Raw genomic sequence first — 19,338 nt, 5'->3', positions numbered from 1 at the left:
CCTATGTTCCCCTTGGCCTGCGCACTGAGAAAATCGCTTCGGGAAGGATATAGCCTGAATACGTTCAGGCACGATCTGATCGCAGCCCTGATCGTCTCACTGGTCGCCCTGCCGCTGGATATGGCATTGGCGATCGCTGTCGGCCTGCCGCCACAATATGGCCTCTATACCGCCATCGTCACCGGTATTATCGTACCCCTGCTCGGCGGAGCACCATTTCAGGTTAGCGGACCGACCGCCGCGTTCGTAGTCATCCTCGCGCCTATTGTCTCGCAACACGGCCTGCACGGACTGATCATTACCACCATCATCTCCGGTATTCTGCTGATTCTTATGGGGATAACCAAGGTCGGACGTTATATCAATTATGTCCCCTATCCCGTCACTACCGGTTTTACCTCTGGCATCGCCATGGTCATTGCGACTATTTCACTAAATGATCTGCTCGGCTTGCGGATTGAAAATCTTCATGGCAGCTATATTGAGAAAGTAAGTGTCATAGCCAGCCATATGCCATCGCTATATTGGCCGGAAGCGCTTGTAGGATTGGTCTCGCTCTTCATCATGTTCACCTCCCGCTTCGCCCTGCCCAAAGTACCGCCCCCGGTCGTAGGCATTGCTATCGGGACACTGCTTACCTGGGTGCTCAATAGTCACGGTTTTGACATTGCAACACTTGGCAGCCGCTTCACGTTTCAGTGGCCGGATGGCAGTACGGGGCACGGCATTCCGCCCTTTGCGCCTTCCTTCCATTGGCCAAACCACATCCCGGGCGATCTATTCGCATGGCCGTCCTACGAGGAATTAAAAATCCTCGCCGTTCCCTCGCTTGTGATTGCCACGCTCGGTGCTCTGGAATCGCTTCTCTCAGCAACAGTGGCAGACGGTATCGCAGGCACGCGACATGCACCGAATGCGGAACTTATCGCCGTGGGCATCGGCAATGTGCTTTCAGGGCTGGCTTCCGGCATCCCCGCCACGGGCGCCATCGCGCGCACGGCCACGAATATCCATAGCGGCGCAAAAACTCCGCTTGCTTCCGCTATGCACGCACTCTTCATCATGATCTATGTTATGCTGCTTGCACGTTATATGTCTTATATTCCCATGTCTGCGCTCGCTGCGCTGCTGGTAACCGTTGCTTACCGCATGTCGCATTACCGCCAGTTCGTACGCACATTGCGTATCGCCCCCGGAAGCGACAGCCTCGTTCTGCTGGTCTGCTTCGGATTCACCGTCTTTATCGATATGGTGGCAGGCGTAACTGCCGGTGTCGTATTGGCTTGTCTGCTCCTGCTCAAACGCCTAGCCGCACTGACCAGTTCCGGCATAAGCACTCCCCCTCCCCACCTGAATCTTCCAAGCAACGTATTGATTTATCATATTAACGGCGCTTTATTCTTCGCAACGGCAGAAAAAGCATTCGACCGCGCCGGATTTATGCTGGATAATGTCAGGACGCTGATTATCGATATGCTGAACGTGCCGCTGATCGACATGACAGGACTGGTCGCAATGAAAACCATGATCCTGGATATCGCCGGCAGGACGGAACGCATCATTCTGTGCGGCAAACCGGAAATTACAGGCAAGATCATACAGAAACTGCCGCCGGAATTGACGAAAGTCAGCGTAGCGGATACTCTGGAAAACGCAGCAATGGCAGCATTACATGGCAATTCTGGAAGAGATTGAAACGGGTCTGGGCAGAATCAGTATACTGGATTCTCAGGAGAAAGGCACGCGCACCTATTACCATAACAACTGCTCGCACAGCGAGGTCAATGGCGATGGTATCAGCACCTGCGCCTATATTCACCTCATGTACCATATCATTCTCGATAGCGGCGCGAAGAAAGTGCTCATGCTCGGCTGCGGCGGCGGTACGCTTGCAACCATGCTCCATAAAGCGGGCTGTAAAGTTACGGTTGTAGATATCAGCTCCGAATCATTCACAGTCGCTAAGCGTTATTTTGCCCTCCCCCAGGAAGTAGAGTGTATCGTGCAGGATGCGTTCTCCTACGTTGCAGACACAACACAAGCCTATGACGCCATTGCAATCGATGTGTTCGACAGCAAAGGCACCATTCCCGAACCGTTCACCACGCCGGTTTTTTTCCGCCATATACGCAGAATCCTGAATTTTGCAGGCGTGATAGTCATGAACGTGATTATCGATCATGATTTCGATATGAAAGCCGACCGCATCGCCTTGAATATGGAACTTCTGACTATGCCGGCAATGCTGCTCGACTGGGATAACGACACAGACCGCAATATGCTGATTGCCGCCGGAGCCATTGACGATCTGCATATCTCCCTAAATGCTTACCCTGAATTCATCCGCAAGGAATTAAAACGCATTACACAGCGCAGAATCCGTAGCCGGGTTTATCAAGAAAAGAATAAGCAATAGAAACAACTGGTTAAGAAAAATCGAATAGAAATCCCGTTTTAAAACAGTTAACGCAACTTTAACCAATAAAAGATAGAATAAACCGTCACTATATTAGGCTCTTAAAAGGAGTAGGCTATCGATGACGGCTTCGTCAACTTTCCAGGAACGCATAAAAAGTGAGCGTAGCGCCGCCAAGGAAGATATAGGACATTATCTGTGTATTCCCACTATGCGCCTGCGCGAAGCAGCGGAAACATTAAAACAATTCGATGCCAATTTCACCCATTATGGTCATCGTATCCCTATCATTATTTTTTCCGATGCCGATCCTTACGCGAGAGTTGATAAAAAGAATCTGCGCTTCCCTAATTACGAAACAGATTTTGCTCACCTGCAAAACATCGCACGAACATGTAATAATGATGTATTTATTGTCACACGGGAGGATAAAGATGCCTTCAAAGCGATGCTACGAGAAAGAACCGGACGCGCAGTCAACCAGCGCTTCAGGACGCTCAAAGTGATCTTCTGACAGAGAAAGGCGATATCTTTAACCAGATGCTGGAAGGTTCCGCAGGCGGAAACAAGAATTATACACTGCTTTATACATTAGGCGGCCGTATCATGCAGATGGATGATGATATTCGCCCCTATGAGATTGCCGCCGCCAATACTCGTGATACATCATACCGTGAAGATACATGTACATGGGAGACAACTGAAATACAGTGCCAGGAAGGTTCAGATGTTTATGAGTCACTAAAAGATTTTGATCCGATGCAAAGCAGGCAGAGAATGATACGCCACCTTGGCAAAGATATTCTGCAGATTAAGCCTGAACAATATCCCTTTCCGCAAGAACGGCGGCTTTCCTATAGCACATATGATACGGCAGGGGCCTTCTTTTCGGCGCTTGGAATGCCTCTGAATGAGTTAGAGAAGCAATCTTCTCAACCGCGATATGGCTCGGCTATATGTCTTGATCAAGGAGATGTGTTTACCACGAATGATGTTGACTGGAGAACGAATAACGGCACAGGTTCTATTACATCGTTCCTGCCGTTTGTGTCGCTTCTGTTTGGAGAAAGGTATAGTATTGACAAACATTCAGAGCAGGAAATCGATCTATTTTCAACAAACAAAACCGCAGAATTGAAATCCCAGAGAATTAACGTACCCGCCCCTGAACCTTCCAGGAATCCGGTAATACGCTTCGTCAATAGCGCTTTAACTGGTTCTTTTGACGATGATGCCACAGCGCATTACGGTGATGCTACAGCGCCACAAAATATTACTATCATGAATAAGCACTCTCAGCACCCCGCTGTGGCGCAGCGTTGCTTGTCTATTCTGAGCGGCGTCTTAGGCATAGATAACCGTGGCAGAGGAATTGGCCCTAATGTAAAAAATCTTCGGATTGACGATTGGGGATATCGTTATGAATCCTTGCGCCCCGATACGATGACCATGCAGTTACCGTGTGGCTTGACGCACATCCGCTCGCCCGAGCGTAATAGTCTGTTGCGTGATACATATAATGAAATGCTCGGCGCCATTGTTAAAGTCCTACTATTGGATGGCAGAGACGACCAAGGTCATTTCTCTAATCTTTCAAAGCGATATACACCGGAAATGGCAAATCAACTGTTGATGGTGGTAGCCGCCTACCATAAACATTTTTCTCCCCACAGTGATATCCAGAAAGATGAGGCATTTGTAACACTCTTCAAGAATGGAAAGCTGAAAGAATTCTATAAAAGCACCGCCGCAGAAATAAATTACGAGATCGAATTATTCAGGGTCATGACAGATGTCTGGCCGAACCTGCAGCGCGCCGTGAAGCAAAATCGTGACCGGATGCCACTGCATAATTTAAAGACCGGGGAACAAGTAACCATGGCTGAAATCAGCAGTCCTGAATACCGGCAGGAAAGAGATTACAGCACAGAATTCAGCTTCAGTTATCCGAATCATACTATTTCAAGCTCGCAGCAAGACCGGACGAAATTTACGGATCGCGCTGCTTCATCGCGCACGGACAATTCACCTTCACCTTCTTAATAGCCTATCCTTACAAACCGGGGCTGATAGATATGCATATTATGGGCATAAGCCTGAAGACCGTCCGTCGTATTGATATTATAAGAAGCTACAATATATCCCTCTCCATCCAGTTCAGGATGCACCGTCGGCAGATAGGCTATTTCATCCTTATAGGCCAAAGGCCCTGCAACCTCTGGTAAACGGTAAACCGCTACCGGCTTGCTCCATGGTCCTTGCGGTGCACAGGCGAAGGAAACATCCAGCTCATTATCGACAAACACTCCGGCAGGAATAGAAACAGCAAGATATCCCTTTCCCATCCAAGTGGGCTGACGCATGACACCGTCAAGCTCATGCCCTGTGTCGATCGTTACAGCTTGCCCCACATCACGCGTCCATTTTTTACCATTCCAATACTCCCATACGCTGAAAATATCAGATTTTCCGAGCGGTACGCGCGCGAGTTTCATTTTGCCGAAAGTAGCATCCATCGCGCGCCCATAAATATAATGATAAGCATCATCCTGCACCGTAGCCATACCCCACATCACCCTTGAAGGCTGTAATGTGAGCTTGCTTAGATGCGGCGCGCTATCCTTGGACACCTGCATGCCCGCAATGCCGCTGATACCTGTAAAATTACCAAACGGATTCTGGTTATCGAATTCATTGATGAATATTAGCTGGCTGCCGTTTTCGTAATAAGTGGCAAATGTCCAAAACCATTTACCTCTATGAGCATTCGGAATAAGCGCCTCCGGTTTCGCATAACTGCCGCCGTAATAGCTAGCAAGTTTTGGAAGCTTGCCTACCAGCTCCGTATTATGCAGCATACCGGCGAGACTCGCTGTCCCATCCGGCTTTGCAGTGCCGATAAAACTATCCGAGAAAGAAAAAGCCACACGCCCATCTGGCAGAAGCGTAGAATAAGTGCTGTCTCCACCAATCCAGCCTGGCCCATATTGATGGGCAAATATAGAATTTAACTCTGTATCCGCTACCGCCTTCAATGCGTGCGAAGGCGCACAATAATCCGCAGCATTGGCTGAAGCCGCCGCTAGCAGACATATTCCAGCCGCCCATTTTGCGTAAGCCATAGCTTCTCCTTCCGTCAGTTAAACCGGAAGCGCATAGCGCAGTTTGGCGTATCGCCGCCGTTATTGATATCCAGATTGTATGTTACCGTGGAATAATCTGTAATAGGCCATGTTCCTCCAACAACACACGCTGGCCCGGAAGCTGTGGCCGTCCAGTAAGGGAAGTTGGTCCCACCATTCAAAACGGCCAGTATGTCACCCGCACCGTATCCACGGGCCTGAACATTGCCAAGCAGCGGTAAGCTATCGTCAATTTTGCGGTCTATGTTACGCCCTTCCGTACCGCTGAAGCTCGGTGTGCGTATGCCAAAATAATTGGCCGTTCCTGCCGCGCCGCCTGTGGCGCCATTGATCAGACCTAAGATACCTAAATAATTGATACCGGCATCCGAGCCGACAATAACATTACTGCCGCGTCCAATCTTGGCCGCAGGAAAATCATTGGCCACAACAATGCTTGCAGGAGCCTGCGCTGTCGCTACGGTAATATCCATATCAAACGCACCGTCTATTAAAGCCGCATCCGACAGATGCCGCCAGAACAGCAATATCTCTTCCACTGGGGTATTGGTCTGGTTGGGGTCCTGGATAAGCCCGTTACCGTCCCCAAGCCCTGTTCCGCCACCGGTCGTCGCAGCCAATCCAAAACCGGAAGCCGATGAATACGGGAGATCACCCGGCAGGCCGTTATATTTATTCCTGAAGGTATTGACGGCAGTATTGTATTTTTCAAGCTGAGCGATGGTGGCCCGTAATTGCGCTGCCTTAATCAAATCCTGCCCGGTAAGAATTCCACCCACAATCAGGCCGATAATCACCAGCACGATGGAAAGCTCGATAAGCGTAAACCCCTTCTCAAGTCGAGACATAAACGCGCCATGCCCAGAAACAATTCGCTTTAGCTTAGCTCAACCGGCCGTAATACACAAAGCTTTTATGCTTTTGTATTCACAGTAAAATACGGGAAAATCATTATCGGGTAATGGAAAGTCCGCCGGGACCACTTAACTGGCCAGTGCCCGAGCCATAGCTGCTCGGACAAGTACCGCTGGTACAGATACAGCTGGAACAGCTAGAAGATGTTCCGCCAATGGAAGCCTGCCAGGTACCGGTATGGGTATATTTCATGATTCTGTTATTGCCCGAATCCACCACCCATGCTGTTGGCGGCGAGACCGTATTATCGAAGGCAATCTGCTGCGGACTGAAGACCGTATTGGTGCCGGAAGTTCCCACCGTAAACTTATAAGTACCGGTGGAATCATAGACCATCACACTGCCATAGGAAGTATTGCTTGCCCAGACATAGCCATTGGAAGGATCGATTGCCACACCATAGGGTCCTCCAAGATCGCCTGTATTATATCCTGCGGAGCTTGGGCAGGCCGTTCCGGCAGTCGTACAACCGCAACTGGTGCAGGATGTAGTCAAACCGCCGATCGATTGCAACCAAGTGCCAGTATTGGTGAACTCCACAATACGGTTATTGCTTGTATCCGCCACCCAGATATTTCCGCTGGCATCAATCGCCAGTGCGCGTGGGCGGTTAAGCTGGCCGTTGCCGCTACCGCTGGAGCTCGGACAGCTGCCGCTGGTGCAGGCGCATGCGCCGGCAGTTCCTGCGCAAGCAGCAGCCGTACCGCCAATATTCATCTTCCATGCCCCTGAGCTATCATAGGCGACCAGTCGATTATTAAGTAAATCAGCTACCCATATATAACCTGTTGTAGGGTCGACTGCGACACCGGCAGGTGAATATAGCTGCCCCGTGCCGCTGCCAAATGATCCCGGACAGGAACCCGAACTTGTGAAACAGCCGCAGGACGTGGTGCAGCTCGATCCTTTACCGCCAACCTGCCCCTTCCATACGCCGCTGGAAGAATATTCCTGCACGCGGTTATTACCTGAATCCACGACCCAGAGATTGCCGCTGGCATCAACGGCAACATCGCGCGGACTGGTCGGAGAACCATAGCTCCCAAAACCTAGCGTATAGGTTCCGCTGGTCGTAAAGGCCTGAATATTGTTATTGGACGGATCCGCAATATAAATCATCGTGCTTCTCTGAATCAGCACTCCGGAAAGATCAGGAGAAGAGAAAAAAGTCAGGCAGGGATTAATCAGGGCAGTGTTGGAGCCGGTATTCATATTGACCGGCGAAGCAAGCGTAATCCCGTTCGGAGCATAATCGGTGGCAAGCACAGGATAGTTAAACGTAAGCTGGGTGGTTCCGCTGCCGCTGGCATAAGTCGCATAGGCAACATTACCGGTACCGATACTGGCAGAAGGTGTTGTGGTGGTAATGGCAGAAAGCGCAAGCCTTGGCTGACCTGTCACTATGGTGGCGGCTCTGGGAAAGGTCAGTACGAACTGGAGCGTATTCCCCAGAGTATACGTTCCATTCGCAGGATAAGAGGAAACGCTTGTCGCTGTCGTAACGGATTGCGGTAAAGTATTAAGCATACCGTAGCCGCTCTGGAAAAGCACTGTATCATCATAGGTATTTCCGGTGGTTTTCTTAACAAAAGAGACACTCGTTCCCAGTGAATTACTGCCCAGAGAGCTTGTCATTGCTGCAAAACCGCTCGTTATATGGGCATTGAGCAACTGATCCGTATCAGATGTTACCCCGGAGTTAAGACGACTGGCGGTGCCGCTGCCTCCAGGCAATGGCAGCCATGCTCCATGCCCATCCGCACCGTGACTGACGAGCGCAGCAACAGAATTAAGGGTTACGTCGCTTGCAGCAAGCGCTGTTCCGGCACTATCCACAATCTTAAGTTTTCCCATCAGTCCCTGAGAGGCCCAGCATCCACTGGCACTCGTATCGACCGCATAAGTAATGTCATGGCCGTAACCATCCAGAGCATCGTTCATGGAAAGTCCCAATGTGCGCACCGGCACCATTCCGATAGCAACGCCATTCGTGCTGTCGACAAGATTGGCCGCTGGCGTACCGCCGCAGTTGGAATAGCTGCCCGGGCTTCCGGCTTCCAAACCATAAGTAGAGCTGCCCTGAGGTTTACTGGCATCGGCAGGACAAGGCAGACGACCGTTAGAGGCTTCAAACTGGCGTAACGCATTCATGATATTGGCTAGTTTAGCCCGGTTAATATCATTTGTAACAGGACGCAGCTTAGCGGAAGGCAGCGTTGCCACCATCGCAAGACTGGCCGCAGCAAGAAGAATGCTGATCTGTATAAGGGAGAAACCGTGATTTCTTTTAAGAAACGGACACGAGCCGCTCATAAGAAAATTACCGTTACCTGATAGAAGCTGCCTTGGTTCGTAGAGCAATAATCTTACTGTATTTGGGCTCAGGAAAAAAGTTGAATATTAAGCCCATCACTCGCTAAACACTCGAATCCATCATAAAATCAAGGAATTCATCATACGGTACAGTATGATATTAACTTTCTTCATATGACTGAAAATTAACAGTTGAAATTGCGAATAAGAGTGATTATTAATTGCAACAATTAATAAAGGAATCTGGAAATGCGCAATCTCACAAAGACATTTGCAGCTCTTGCAGTTGCTGCCACCCTCATTGCCCCACTGCAACAGGCGCATGCGGAAGAAAGCCAGTTCGGTTACGTTTACACGACTGACCTTCTTCCCAAGGGCCAGAAAGAAGCTGTACAGTGGACGACATGGCGTCATGACAAGGCTGACATGAATGACGGTTATTTCGACATGGTAGATGGCAGAACGGAAATCGAATACGGCGTGGCTGATAACTTCCAGCTCGGTGTCTATGCAAGCTACGCGGCGACACGCGCCTATCATAACGGTCCCGATGGCGCGACCACACCGCCGGAAACGTTTGCAGGCAGAACACTCGTCGGTGCCGATGACCACTACGCCGACAGAGAGTTGATCGGCTTCTCAGTTGAAGGTATTTATCGCATCCTGAGCCCGTATAAAGATTCGGTCGGTCTTGCAGTGCTGTTCGAGCCTACCATTGGCCGTAATCTGCACGAGCTGGAAAGCCGTATCATCCTGCAGAAGAATTTCCTCGATGACAGACTCGTCTTTGCGGGCAACATCACTATCGCACAGGAAGATCGCTGGCTTCCTTTCGATCCGGGTGAAGGCGCCGACGGGCACTGGGACCATGAATCTGATATAAACTTTGGTCTGGCAGGCTCCTATCGTTTCGCCCCGAACTGGACCTTCGGTCTGGAGTTCCTGAACGAGCGCGAATATTCCTGCTTCTGCGTCAAGTCTGGAAACCGCACGAACAACGCCTTTTATACCGGCCCCACCGTTGAATATGGAGGAGAAGATTTCTTTGTGGCACTCACAGCGCTTGAACAGCTTCGGCTGGCCAGTGACTACACAGGCGGCGGCGCCGTGATTGACGGGCGCAACTATGCGGACGATTTTGAGAAATACCGCGTGCGCCTTAAATTCGGATTTTACTTCTAGGAGGAACTATGCGGCATTACCAGTGGCTCTGGCTGCCGGTCGCAGCCATAAGCTACCCTGCTTATTGTGAAACATATTTCACAATGGATCAGGCGCAGCAGGCCATTTTTCCGGGAGCCTCTTTCACGCCTTCTCCTGTCACGCTGACGGATGCGCAGGCACAGGCAATCGAGCAGCAAAGCGGCGTGAATGTGCGTCATAAAGATATAAAGCTGTGGAAGGTTTCAAGCGGCGGCTATTTCATCGTGGATGACGTCGTGGGCAAACACGAATTCATTACCTACGCCATCGGCCTCAACCAGGATGGCAGCGTGCACCATCTGGAAATCATGGAGTACAAGGAAACTTACGGCTATCAGGTACGCGATCCAAAATGGCTGGCGCAGTTTACCACCAAGACTTCTGCCTCCACGCTGGAACTGGATAAGGATATCAAGAACATCAGCGGAGCCACGTTGTCCAGCAAGCACATCACGGACGGCGTCAAACGCATTCTTGCGACTTACGCAGTAGCTCTGAAATGAAAGAACAGCCACAGGATAGCACCCGGCGTGCGCGCCCTTGGCTTGGCACAATTGTAACGATCGCCGCCACAGGTCCGCAATCTGCGCGAGCTGTGGAAGTTGCATTTCGTGAAATAGAAATTGTGCATCGCCTCATGAGCTTTTATGAGGCGGGCAGTGACGTGACACGCATCAACATCGCAGCCCTGATGGAACCGGTGCGTGTTGCGCCTGCCACTTATGAAGTGCTGACCTTTGCAAATACACTGAGCCTTCGCTCGCAAAGCAGCTTCGACATCACCATGGCAGACCAGCTTATGAAAGCAGGTTACCTGCCGCAACAGGAACAATCTAAGGCTTTTGCGGAATTTCCTTCTTTCCGGGATATAGTATTGCTGCCAGATTATCAGGTCATGCGACAACGTCACGTATGGATCGATCTGGGGGGCATTGCCAAAGGCTATGCCGTCGACCGTGCAATACGAAGCCTGCGCGCAAGCGGCATGCATAGTGGCATTGTGAATGCAGGTGGAGATCTTGCCATGTTCGGCGAATCCCAACCGGTCTATATTCGCCATCCGGAAAATCAGGGACAATTCTTTCTGCTGGAAGAGCTGGAGAATTGTGCGGTGGCAAGTTCCGGCGGAACCTATAGCGAAAAAGAATATCAGGGCAGCAGGATCGACCCGCTTGTCTCTCCATCCCCCCGCCTGTGCACGCACTGGCAATACGGTGTTACGGTTATTGCACCGGACTGTATGACAGCGGATGCGCTGACAAAAATAGTACGCCTCTCTCCAACCCTTGCCCCTGCCATTCTTGATGATTTTGACGCAGCAGCTTTGATTGCCGATACGGAAGGTCTTCGCGCGTTTGCCTCACCTGCAACCGATACTCTCCCGACACAACATACCCCCAGAAACCTACCGCTATGACGCGCAGGCATCCCCATGAAACCATCAAGCTGCCAAACTGGCTCCGCTGGTCGATCTACGGCGTCACATTACTCCTCACATTGACTGGAATCCTCTGGCTTACCGTGCATTACTGGCCGCATCGAACAACACAGGAATTTGATGCGCCGAACCCGCTGGAACCGTGGCTCATGCGCCTGCACGGGTTTGCCGTCATGCCTGCCCTTTTCCTCTACGGCTCACTCTTACGCTCCCATATGCTTAAAGCATGGCACGCGCGCATGAACCGTAACAGCGGGCTTTGGACGGTGATTATCCTCGCCTGGCTCATTATCACCGGATACTTGCTCTACTACGCGGGCAGTGAGCGGATACGCTTCATGATCAGCTGCGCCCATTGGAGCATAGGCATATTCCTTGCTGCCATTCTCCCCCTGCATATATGGATTGGCAGAAATCCAAGACGCAGGGCAAAGAAAAGAAGGAATGCCATCGCCAGCTAAGGCAGGAACTCTTTCAGAACGGTTGCCTGAGGATGCACATCAGGAGATTGTATACTGTAGGAATATTTGCCAAGCCACGCTCCTGCCGCCCAATAGGTCCAGCCTTTCCATACGTCCGAATTCTTTTGCATGTGTGAAAGCGTATTCCGCATAGCCTCCAGGCAGACTGGCTCTTTGGATCCCCCAAATTCTGCCAGAAATCCGTAATGCTGTGTTTTTCTAAGCCATTCTGTAACACCGGTTAGAGAATTTACTCCTGTATTTGCATCAGGACATGCGGAATCTTTTCCGGAATAATTGGCATCGAAATACTGATGGATTTCTATCGCCAGGTTATTAGCCGGATCGTGAAGCGCAGAAAGCGCATCGGCATTAGAGATACTCTTTCCCTTCTTATTCCAGCTATGCCCTCCGGTCCATCGCGTGCCCGGAGCCAGTATCAATTGCCGGGCGCCTGTATTCCGTATCGCGTTAATAACCTGCTGATCGATATCCGCCCACAATGCTGCCTCTTGTTTGTGAGGCTCATTCATAAGGCCGAAAATAACATCCGGTTCATGGAGATAATATTGGCTGATCTGCTCCCATACATTCACGAAAGAGCGTACGGGAACCTGGGAAGATCCTATATATTCCCCGCGATATTGCCCGTAATTATGCAGATCAATAATGACTTTCATGTGCCGGGCTTTAGCATCCGCTATGACTTTATCAATACGCTGCATCTCTAACGCATTAAGCGGCTGGTCCAGTTCAGGCTGGATTCGTTCCCATAGAACCGGCATGCGAATGGTATTCATGCCGATTTTCTCAAATGCTGAAATCTCTTCTGCAGAAGGGTAAATATAATTCTTGTTATAGACTCCCGGCAAAGCATCAGGCGTAAATTCGCCGCCGGAAAGATTCACCCCCATCATTTCCACACGCATTTCAGCCGCACAGATTGACGGTATTAAACTGATCAGAACAGCTATTATTCTTGCAGACAGCACGCCGCTCCTCACTTACTGGAATCGGATGGAAAGAGAGCAATTAAGACCGTTTCCGCCGTTTATACCGACAGAATAAGTATTGGCAGTTGTATTATAGCAGGAGGTTGCACTGTCACTGGCTTGCGCATTGGCCTTGCTTATCCACCAGCTGCTGAGATACAGATCGCGTATAAAACCGCGATTAGGATACCCGTCATCCACTTTCTTATCGATATTATAGGCCTGAAGCACAGAAATCGCGCCTGCTGAAGCCATGCCACCTATAGTGGTCACAGAGCTCACAGCAGAAATGCCATACCAGTTCGCATTATCTATACCGCCTGTACTCGTATCGCTCTTATAGACATAAATAAAATTACCGCCGCCGATCTTCGCTTCCGGGAAATAGTTTCCAATATAGGTAGTGCCAGGCGTAAGCGTCCAGTCAGAGGCTGTGATCCCACAATTGCTGAAGCTGCCGGCAACACTGGGATAAGAGCCGTTAATCAGCCCTGCCTGGCTCAAATCCTCCCAAAAGACTGTTGCTTCTCCGTATTGCAATACATACGTTCCCCCAGAATAGCCAACTACCAGGCCATCACCGTCTCTTTTGCCCGTACTGCCATCGCAGCCTGCAACATCGAATCCAAATTGCGATGCCTGAGTCTTAGCCAGGTCGCCGGGAATGCCACCATATTTATTCCGGAAAGTATTGATAGCTGTATTGTATTTTTCTATCTGCGATATCTGCGCACGAACGGTGGCAGACTTAATCAGATCCTGCCCTGTAAGAATACCCCCTACAATAAGGCCGATTATCACCAGAACGATACTGATTTCTATCAGCGTAAAACCAGTGTTTTCTTTTTGGAAGCAATGTATCATAAAAAAAATTCCAAGTCCCACCTTACAACCATAGCTATAATACACCAGCTATATTTTTCTAGGAAGTTATACTGGCATAAAACCTGCATATCTGAACCTCCAGTGACCAATCCAACGCATGGAGGCGCTCGCATGGGCAGCATCAACAATATTTTTTCGTCTATTTTTCCCAGCTTTTCAGCACAGCCTTCATCGGGCTCTGGTTGCAGCGCCGCAGCCACCAGTTCCGATGCCCCTAAATTTGCCTATGGCAGCGCATTTGAGCTAAGCCTGACCGAAATACATAATGCAGACGGCAGCGAATCGGATTTTATGTCCTTTGGAGCCTATAGCGCAAGCGCGGACAGCAATAGCTCGGCCTTCGTTGCCAATGGCTCGGGAAGCAGCGCACAGAGCGCCTTCGAGGCAATGCTTGCAAGCCTTCAAGGCATAGGTGTAGCAGACGCTGACGGCATCGTTCATATGCCGGATATCAACAACGGCGATGGCAGCGGAATAACAGCCAGCACCGTTAATCTGCAAGGCATGTTCGACATCATCAATCAGGATATGAACAATCTCGATGAAGCTACCAATTCCAGCATCACCGGCGGAGGACTGCTCACCCGGGCGGACGGTGCGCCTATGGATGCTTCTTCATCCGGTAATGATGCAATATCCAAGTTCATGCAGAGCGCCGTAACGTCACTGGAAAACGCGCTGGATGACATGATGGATGCGAACAGCCAGGCAATGCAAAAGGCGCAAAAAGCAGGAATGCATCACCATCATCATATCGCTGCGCAGCAGGCCGGCAAGGAAAGCGATACGTCCTCCACAGGTAACACCAGTAACAGCACTTCTACATGAAATAGCTGACGTTAGTCTTTTCATAGACAAGCTTTTATGAAACCTATATCAGGGTTTGGTTTCCACCCAAACAGGACTGCCGCATGACCAAAAGCAAAACCGATCCCAAAGTTGATAGATTCCTAGACAGAGCCACACAATGGCAGGAGGAATTTATAAAACTAAGAGCACTCTTGCTTGGTTGCGGACTCACCGAAACCCTGAAATGGGGCCAGCCCTGCTATACGTTTCAGGAAAACAACATTGTCCTGATGCATGGATTCAAGGAATATTGTGCACTTCTATTCTTCAAGGGCGCTCTGATGAAGGACCCGGAAAATATCCTGGTCCAGCAGACACAGAATGTGCAGGCAGGACGTCAGATTCGTTTTACCAGCGCAAAGGAGATCACCAAGATGACCTCCATCTTGAAAGCCTATGTCAAAGAAGCGCTGGAAGTAGAAAAAGCTGGATTAAAAGTAAGCTTTAAGAAGACGACAGAATTCGAAGTACCGGAAGAACTGCAAAACAAATTTGACGAAGATCCCGATCTTAAAGCCGCTTTTGATGCATTGACACCGGGAAGGCAGAGAGGCTATCTGCTGCATTTTTCCTCCGCCAAACAATCCAAAACACGGGAATCGAGAATAGAAAAATCTATCCCGCAGATATTGGAAGGAAAAGGACTGGACGATTAGGTACAAGCTGGCTCAAGCTCACCTGGTTCGATTCTGAGTAGAATCCGGTTCAGCAACCTGTCCAGAGGTTCGGGATTCCGGGCCACTCACATTTCCAATGGCTGTGCTTGCCGTTGTGAATGCATGCATGCTGAGCACCTCCCTTGTCCCACGCAGGGAAGCCGGAGAACGAACAGGATGAATTGCCCCATCGCCATCCCCGCCCACATAGGAGCCCGCAAAAGCACCATTTCTTCTTTCCCCAGACAACTCATCGACAAAGCCACCGGTCATGGCAGCCTCATCAACCACACGCCCTGCAACAGCATTGTCTATATTACTAGAACGGTCTGCAATAGGTGGATGGCTGTCAGTACCATATTTCCGGTCTTCCGGAACGCTTTCATGCATAAAATATTTCGCCGCCGAAGGATCATCAGCAATACGTGCCATAAAACGATCGGCCCGATTCTCCTGCGCATAATTAATAGCTTGTACAGCCGAAAGCATTGCATTCGCCAAGGGCTGCATTGCCTGAATTTGCGCAAGCTGGCTATCCATAAAGCTGCGTATCTCATCGACTGTATGCGGAATTTGTGCCTCCGCCAGAGGGACTGGCACACCGCCAACCATATTTCCCAATGCATTATTATGCATCCTGGATAACAACCCTTTATCTATCCCCGCAAAATACTCTCGCTGCGTATCATCCCCTGTCTCCATGCCATACAGGATGTCTTCCGCAGATACCCCGAAGGAAGGAGAGCGCTGCAAGTAATCATATAACTCTGTGATATATTGCTTATACTGTTCGACAGATCGCTGCACATTTCCAAGAATAGAAGCCTTAGCCACATCTGGAAGGCGCTCCAGTTTATTTACTTCAGCATCGGGGGCTTCACTGTATGTTTTCAGGTAACCGTTAGGTTGGCTCGTCAGGAAGGATTTCACATCATCCAGATTATGCTTTCCATCACCGTAGAGCTGATGTGCATATTCATGCGCCAGTATAGCATCAAGTTCCACATCGGATTGAGGATGGGCAGTCTCACCATAATCCATTCCAAGCAGGGGCCTCGGATCCATCCCATAGCCGCGACCATTTCCTGCAGGCATGCGTTTCACATGAACGACACGATTGAATGGCTGCGATCCAGTTCCTTCTGCACTCGCAATCTTACTTTCGAGCTTCTTCAGCACCTGCGCCATCTGTTCAAATTTTGAAAGGTCAGAAGGCGGCCATTCCTGCGGCTGAGTTCCTGCAGTTCCAGTAAAGTTAAGGAAGGCAAATCCATCCACTATGACTGGCTGACCTTGGGGAAGAACAGTCACTGTGGTAGTAAGTGCAGCAGGATCATTAAGTTGCACAAAAGAATGCGCCTGAGCAACCATCTGCTGCACATTATCCAAGGTCAGATCCTGCCCCAATGAAGTTCCGTTATCGGCCATAATTACGTTGGATTTCGTTGAATAATTAATAGCTGACGCTATTACATTATATCATATATTTAAGAAAATGTAACAAATAGACTTATAAGTCCAATATACAACCGACGCAGCATATCCGCCTGATGATAAATATACTATATCTTCATACCCTCTATAAAAGGTATGGCGTGATTGCCTTCCAGAAACCGAAAAATGTCAGGCAAGTTTTCTGGCAAAAGCTACGCAGCCAACCACAAACACCGTCGCAACAATCATGGTCCATGCAATCGGCTCATGCAGCAGCCATCCGGCCAGAAGCAGCCCCAGAAACGGCTGGAGCAATTGCAGTTGCCCAACTTGTGCAATACCGCCGAGCGCCAGTCCCTTATACCAGAATATGAACCCCAGCAGCATGCTGAACAATGAAACATAGGCAAGGCCGATCCAGGCTGAAACACCGATATTATGCAGCGACGCCGGCAATGTAGCCATCGTCAGTGCCAGCATCAAAGGCGCAGCAAGCACAAGTGCCCATGAAATAACCTGCCATCCTCCGATCCTGCGCGAAAGTGTCGCCCCCTCGGCATAGCCAAGACCGCAAAGAATAATAGCCGCAACCATAAGCGCGTCACCTGTGAGGGATGCCGAACCTCCATTACTGAATGCAAAAGCAACCACGGTCATACTGCCAAGGCAGGAAAAGAGCCAGAACAGCGCATGTGGCCGTTCGCCACCGCGTACCACGCCAAAAAACGCTGTCATCAGCGGCAGCAGGCCGATAAAGACAATAGAATGGGCCGACGTAATATGCTGGAGCGCCAGCGCTGTTAACAGAGGAAAGCCTATGACAACGCCTGCAGCGACAATGGCCAGAGACATAATATCCTGGCGCGCGGGCCGCGCCTGCCGCAACCCCGCCAGAAGCATCGCCCCTAACACAGCCGCGATAGTAGCGCGGGCAGAGGTTAAGAAAAGAGGAGAAAATCCCGCAACAGCAACACGTGTAGCAGGCAGGGAACCACTAAAAATAATCACACCGATAAGGCCACTGCCCCACCCTTGCAAGGATGATTTCGTATTATCCATAGACGTTCATTAGTACAGTTTGCGCTGTACTCTTATAATATAAAATCCATTACAGCAATAATGCTCTCTTTTGCCGCTTATACTTTTTACTAATTTCCATGGCCGAAAGCAGCTAGCGCATAACCGTGGCTGGCATACTAGTTAGAATTTCAAGGAGAAATGAACTATGACAACGATCAAACAACGTATCGAAAACCTTGAATGGCAGCGAATAAGCGAGGAACTGAACACCTTCGGCTGGTCACTGGCTAAACATGTACTGAGTCCGGAAGAGTGCAATTCCATCGCCTCCCTGTATGGACACGAGGAAGGCTTTCGCAGCCGTGTTGTGATGGCTCGGCATGGCTTCGGTAAAGGAGAATATAAATACTTCTCTTATCCATTGCCAAAGCTAGTTGCAGAGCTTCGCACGGCTTTTTATTCCAAACTGGTGCCGGTGGCCAATCGCTGGAATGCGTTAATGGGAATCGACATGCACTACCCAGATCGACATGCTGCCTATATCGAACAGTGCCATACGGCAGGCCAGAACCGTCCGACTCCCCTGCTCTTGCAATACGGACCGGATGATTATAACTGCCTGCATCAGGATTTATACGGCGAGCAGATATTCCCCCTTCAGGCGGCATTCCTTCTTTCCGAGCCGGGCAAGGATTTTGAAGGTGGTGAATTTGTACTGACCGAACAACGCCCACGTATGCAGACACGCGCCGAAGTCATACCGCTCACCAAAGGCGATGCCGTCATCTTCGCCGTGCACAATCGCCCGCAAAAGGGCACAAAGGGCTATTACTGTGTGAATATGCGCCACGGAATAAGCAAGCTTCGCCAAGGCCACCGCTATACGCTGGGCATCATTTTCCATGATGCGCAGTAGCGTTGACGCTAATGTGCTAATCTAAGTCAGAAATTATTCCTTCTTTATAGAAAAAGAATACGAAAGGCCGGTATTACGTATCGTAAAATAATAATGCTTCCTTTAAATCCTGTGAGATAAATTTTCCAACGCGAATAATCGCTTAAGGAATTTTTATATTAAATTTAACAACAGGGAATTATATGAAGAAAACATATATTTTGATGGTATCGGCTGCTCTTATCGCTTTCAGCGCTCCGGCTTTCTCAGCAGACAAAGTCACCAGCGAAACCAAATCAAAAGTTACCAGAGATACCGATGGAAATTACTCTGAAAAAGATTCTTCTGAAAAAACCGACTCCGGCGCTAAAACAAGCAGCGAAACCAAATTTAATGCTGATATAAATGCCGACGGCAGCGGTGAAAAAACACTGGAAACCAAAAAAACCAAGAAAACCGGTCTCTTTAGCAAAGATTCCGTAAAAATCAAAGATAAGCAGAAAATCAAAAGCGACGGCACCGTTGAAAGCAGCCACAAGAAAACCGTCAATGGCTCAACGACGGAAGATACTTCGACTACCACTCATCAATAAATCGGTTAGTGGTTAGCATATGTGAGGCGACAGGCTTAGCCTGTCGCCTCTTTTCTATGATAATCATATTGATATTTTTTCCGTTCCGAATGTAAGAGGTGGTCTATACTACTGCATCAGGAACA

General features: G+C 49.6%; 19 protein-coding genes. 12 read left to right on the top strand and 7 right to left on the bottom strand.

Going from position 1 to position 19,338, the window contains the following annotated elements:
* Positions 1-3 precede the first annotated feature (3 nt).
* From VFT64_07700 to VFT64_07685, 4 genes are all read left to right on the top strand, one after another.
* On the top strand, positions 4-1,695 hold the full coding sequence (locus tag VFT64_07700; GenBank protein HEU5047711.1) for a SulP family inorganic anion transporter: 1,692 nt from the start codon (positions 4-6) through the stop codon (positions 1,693-1,695).
* Positions 1,673-2,416 carry a methyltransferase domain-containing protein gene (locus tag VFT64_07695; GenBank protein HEU5047710.1) on the top strand — a complete coding sequence of 248 codons (744 nt, stop codon included), beginning with the start codon at positions 1,673-1,675 and terminating at the stop codon, positions 2,414-2,416. Before VFT64_07700 ends, VFT64_07695 begins: the two co-directional genes overlap by 23 nt.
* A gap of 121 nt (positions 2,417-2,537) precedes the next feature.
* The gene (locus VFT64_07690; protein ID HEU5047709.1) at positions 2,538-2,930 is read left to right on the top strand and encodes a hypothetical protein; all 393 of its coding nucleotides are present in this window, start codon (positions 2,538-2,540) and stop codon (positions 2,928-2,930) included.
* A gap of 26 nt (positions 2,931-2,956) precedes the next feature.
* Complete coding sequence (locus tag VFT64_07685; GenBank protein ID HEU5047708.1) at positions 2,957-4,459, top strand: hypothetical protein; 1,503 nt, start codon at positions 2,957-2,959, stop codon at positions 4,457-4,459.
* On the opposite strand, the gene VFT64_07680 is transcribed toward VFT64_07685, so the two are convergent.
* The 3 genes from VFT64_07680 to VFT64_07670 all read right to left on the bottom strand — a co-directional run bounded on the left by VFT64_07680 (position 4,456) and on the right by VFT64_07670 (position 8,787).
* Positions 4,456-5,538 (bottom strand): hypothetical protein, encoded by a 1,083-nt coding sequence (locus VFT64_07680; GenBank protein ID HEU5047707.1) that lies wholly within the window; start codon positions 5,536-5,538, stop codon positions 4,456-4,458. The genes VFT64_07685 and VFT64_07680 overlap by 4 nt on opposite strands.
* Before the next feature lie 14 nt (positions 5,539-5,552).
* Entirely contained in the window at positions 5,553-6,407 is an 855-nt protein-coding gene (locus VFT64_07675; GenBank protein HEU5047706.1) for a prepilin-type N-terminal cleavage/methylation domain-containing protein, read from the bottom strand.
* A 103-nt stretch (positions 6,408-6,510) separates the two neighbouring features.
* Positions 6,511-8,787, bottom strand: a complete 2,277-nt coding sequence (locus VFT64_07670; GenBank protein HEU5047705.1) for an NHL repeat-containing protein — start codon at positions 8,785-8,787, stop codon at positions 6,511-6,513.
* A gap of 249 nt (positions 8,788-9,036) precedes the next feature.
* Here VFT64_07670 and VFT64_07665 point away from each other — a divergent pair, with 249 nt between their 5' ends.
* Genes VFT64_07665 through VFT64_07650 form a run of 4 tightly spaced genes read left to right on the top strand, consistent with a single transcriptional unit; the run spans position 9,037 to position 11,889 of the window.
* The gene (locus tag VFT64_07665; GenBank protein HEU5047704.1) at positions 9,037-9,969 is read left to right on the top strand and encodes a DUF6662 family protein; all 933 of its coding nucleotides are present in this window, start codon (positions 9,037-9,039) and stop codon (positions 9,967-9,969) included.
* 8 nt (positions 9,970-9,977) lie between these two features.
* Positions 9,978-10,493, top strand: a complete 516-nt coding sequence (locus VFT64_07660; GenBank protein ID HEU5047703.1) for an FMN-binding protein — start codon at positions 9,978-9,980, stop codon at positions 10,491-10,493.
* A complete protein-coding gene (locus VFT64_07655) occupies positions 10,490-11,407 on the top strand; it encodes an FAD:protein FMN transferase (GenBank protein HEU5047702.1) in 918 nt (305 codons plus the stop codon). The genes VFT64_07660 and VFT64_07655 overlap by 4 nt, the downstream gene beginning before the upstream one ends.
* Positions 11,404-11,889 carry a hypothetical protein gene (locus VFT64_07650; GenBank protein HEU5047701.1) on the top strand — a complete coding sequence of 162 codons (486 nt, stop codon included), beginning with the start codon at positions 11,404-11,406 and terminating at the stop codon, positions 11,887-11,889. The genes VFT64_07655 and VFT64_07650 overlap by 4 nt, the downstream gene beginning before the upstream one ends.
* Here the strand turns inward: VFT64_07650 and VFT64_07645 are convergent.
* Together VFT64_07645 and VFT64_07640 are read right to left on the bottom strand one after the other, a co-directional pair.
* Positions 11,886-12,818 carry a glycoside hydrolase family 5 protein gene (locus VFT64_07645; protein HEU5047700.1) on the bottom strand — a complete coding sequence of 311 codons (933 nt, stop codon included), beginning with the start codon at positions 12,816-12,818 and terminating at the stop codon, positions 11,886-11,888. The genes VFT64_07650 and VFT64_07645 overlap by 4 nt on opposite strands.
* Positions 12,819-12,893: 75 nt before the next feature.
* A complete protein-coding gene (locus tag VFT64_07640) occupies positions 12,894-13,745 on the bottom strand; it encodes a prepilin-type N-terminal cleavage/methylation domain-containing protein (GenBank protein HEU5047699.1) in 852 nt (283 codons plus the stop codon).
* Between the two features lie 132 nt (positions 13,746-13,877).
* On the opposite strand from VFT64_07640, the gene VFT64_07635 reads away from it, so the two are divergent.
* Positions 13,878-14,594, top strand: a complete 717-nt coding sequence (locus VFT64_07635) for a hypothetical protein (GenBank protein HEU5047698.1) — start codon at positions 13,878-13,880, stop codon at positions 14,592-14,594.
* An 83-nt stretch (positions 14,595-14,677) separates the two neighbouring features.
* Positions 14,678-15,271: a YdeI family protein gene (locus tag VFT64_07630; protein HEU5047697.1), complete on the top strand. Its 594-nt coding sequence runs from the start codon at positions 14,678-14,680 to the stop codon at positions 15,269-15,271.
* Between the two features lie 18 nt (positions 15,272-15,289).
* Here VFT64_07630 and VFT64_07625 read toward each other — a convergent pair whose 3' ends face one another.
* The gene (locus VFT64_07625; GenBank protein HEU5047696.1) at positions 15,290-16,699 is read right to left on the bottom strand and encodes a hypothetical protein; all 1,410 of its coding nucleotides are present in this window, start codon (positions 16,697-16,699) and stop codon (positions 15,290-15,292) included.
* 195 nt (positions 16,700-16,894) lie between these two features.
* Entirely contained in the window at positions 16,895-17,764 is an 870-nt protein-coding gene (locus tag VFT64_07620; protein ID HEU5047695.1) for a DMT family transporter, read from the bottom strand.
* Between the two features lie 166 nt (positions 17,765-17,930).
* Here VFT64_07620 and VFT64_07615 point away from each other — a divergent pair, with 166 nt between their 5' ends.
* Both VFT64_07615 and VFT64_07610 read left to right on the top strand, forming a co-directional pair.
* Positions 17,931-18,641: a 2OG-Fe(II) oxygenase gene (locus VFT64_07615; GenBank protein ID HEU5047694.1), complete on the top strand. Its 711-nt coding sequence runs from the start codon at positions 17,931-17,933 to the stop codon at positions 18,639-18,641.
* A gap of 182 nt (positions 18,642-18,823) precedes the next feature.
* Positions 18,824-19,213, top strand: coding sequence for a hypothetical protein (locus VFT64_07610; GenBank protein ID HEU5047693.1), 390 nt, complete (start codon positions 18,824-18,826; stop codon positions 19,211-19,213).
* Positions 19,214-19,338 lie beyond the last annotated feature (125 nt).

It is taken from the genome of Rickettsiales bacterium, from assembly GCA_035765535.1.
Lineage (GTDB): Bacteria > Pseudomonadota > Alphaproteobacteria > Rickettsiales > JABCZZ01 > JABCZZ01.
Note: the sequence above shows the minus strand (reverse complement) of the source record. Positions and strands in the feature narration are given on the sequence as shown.

Coding starts and splice junctions, on each gene's coding strand:
- VFT64_07630 (HEU5047697.1), top strand. CDS start 14,678: ATGACCAAAAGCAAAACCGATCCCAAAGTTGATAGATTCCTAGACAGA.
- VFT64_07685 (HEU5047708.1), top strand. CDS start 2,957: ATGCTGGAAGGTTCCGCAGGCGGAAACAAGAATTATACACTGCTTTAT.
- VFT64_07670 (HEU5047705.1), bottom strand. CDS start 8,787: ATGAGCGGCTCGTGTCCGTTTCTTAAAAGAAATCACGGTTTCTCCCTT.
- VFT64_07700 (HEU5047711.1), top strand. CDS start 4: ATGTTCCCCTTGGCCTGCGCACTGAGAAAATCGCTTCGGGAAGGATAT.
- VFT64_07640 (HEU5047699.1), bottom strand. CDS start 13,745: ATGATACATTGCTTCCAAAAAGAAAACACTGGTTTTACGCTGATAGAA.
- VFT64_07635 (HEU5047698.1), top strand. CDS start 13,878: ATGGGCAGCATCAACAATATTTTTTCGTCTATTTTTCCCAGCTTTTCA.
- VFT64_07610 (HEU5047693.1), top strand. CDS start 18,824: ATGAAGAAAACATATATTTTGATGGTATCGGCTGCTCTTATCGCTTTC.
- VFT64_07680 (HEU5047707.1), bottom strand. CDS start 5,538: ATGGCTTACGCAAAATGGGCGGCTGGAATATGTCTGCTAGCGGCGGCT.
- VFT64_07690 (HEU5047709.1), top strand. CDS start 2,538: ATGACGGCTTCGTCAACTTTCCAGGAACGCATAAAAAGTGAGCGTAGC.
- VFT64_07650 (HEU5047701.1), top strand. CDS start 11,404: ATGACGCGCAGGCATCCCCATGAAACCATCAAGCTGCCAAACTGGCTC.
- VFT64_07660 (HEU5047703.1), top strand. CDS start 9,978: ATGCGGCATTACCAGTGGCTCTGGCTGCCGGTCGCAGCCATAAGCTAC.
- VFT64_07620 (HEU5047695.1), bottom strand. CDS start 17,764: ATGGATAATACGAAATCATCCTTGCAAGGGTGGGGCAGTGGCCTTATC.
- VFT64_07675 (HEU5047706.1), bottom strand. CDS start 6,407: ATGTCTCGACTTGAGAAGGGGTTTACGCTTATCGAGCTTTCCATCGTG.
- VFT64_07695 (HEU5047710.1), top strand. CDS start 1,673: ATGGCAATTCTGGAAGAGATTGAAACGGGTCTGGGCAGAATCAGTATA.
- VFT64_07645 (HEU5047700.1), bottom strand. CDS start 12,818: ATGCGTGTGGAAATGATGGGGGTGAATCTTTCCGGCGGCGAATTTACG.
- VFT64_07615 (HEU5047694.1), top strand. CDS start 17,931: ATGACAACGATCAAACAACGTATCGAAAACCTTGAATGGCAGCGAATA.
- VFT64_07665 (HEU5047704.1), top strand. CDS start 9,037: ATGCGCAATCTCACAAAGACATTTGCAGCTCTTGCAGTTGCTGCCACC.
- VFT64_07655 (HEU5047702.1), top strand. CDS start 10,490: ATGAAAGAACAGCCACAGGATAGCACCCGGCGTGCGCGCCCTTGGCTT.
- VFT64_07625 (HEU5047696.1), bottom strand. CDS start 16,699: ATGGCCGATAACGGAACTTCATTGGGGCAGGATCTGACCTTGGATAAT.